The organism is Undibacterium sp. Di27W (assembly GCF_049340345.1).
GTDB lineage: Bacteria > Pseudomonadota > Gammaproteobacteria > Burkholderiales > Burkholderiaceae_D > Undibacterium.
Map to the genome: position 1 here is coordinate 1 of NZ_JBMPOS010000089.1, position 617 is coordinate 617.

1 protein-coding gene is annotated in these 617 nt (G+C 46.8%); it reads left to right on the plus strand.

Annotated elements, in window-relative coordinates; genetic code table 11:
- Positions 1-290: transposase (locus ACO0LF_RS31420; protein ID WP_423021326.1), on the plus strand; the 290-nt coding region annotated here is incomplete at its 5' end.
- Between the last annotated feature and the right edge of the window lie 327 nt (positions 291-617).

The following is a 617-nucleotide window of genomic DNA, read 5'->3' on the forward strand; positions in this document are numbered from 1 at the left end:
TGGGCCAAAAGCAGGCTGCGCGTAGTAAGGCACCCAAGGCGAAAGATTTTACTAACTGCCGTGCTACACGCAGTCATGCATTAACAGATGCAGAACGTCTGACCAACCGTCGCAAGTCAAGCATACGTGCCAAGGTAGAGCATGCCTTTGGGATCATCAAGCGCGTGTTTGGATTTGCGAAGGTGCGTTATCGCGGATTGCAGAAGAACGCGCATCGCCTGTTTGTCACTTGTGCGCTGGCGAATCTATTCATGGTCCGCAGGCGCTTGATGCGCATGCAAGGGGCATAGTGTGCCAATTGCGCGAGAAATCGCGCAAGAACAAGGGAAATTCGGAGAAATCTGTCCTAATTTCCACTAAAAAACATGCTCTTGTGAGCATGTTTTATGAATGAGCAGCACTTGGTTTCGAAGTTTAAGAAAATTAGAACTTAAACAGATGTTCCCTAAAAATTTTATCCCCTATGTACGCTGCCGTACGACGAAGCCCTTAAGTGATAGATACACTCGGTTCTCTTCTTCTGGAGGTCAATTATGAAAATCGATTTCAAATTTGAAAAGCCTATGCGGGCATGTAGCATTATTGCTGCCGCCTCTTTGCTGGCAATATCTGCTGTC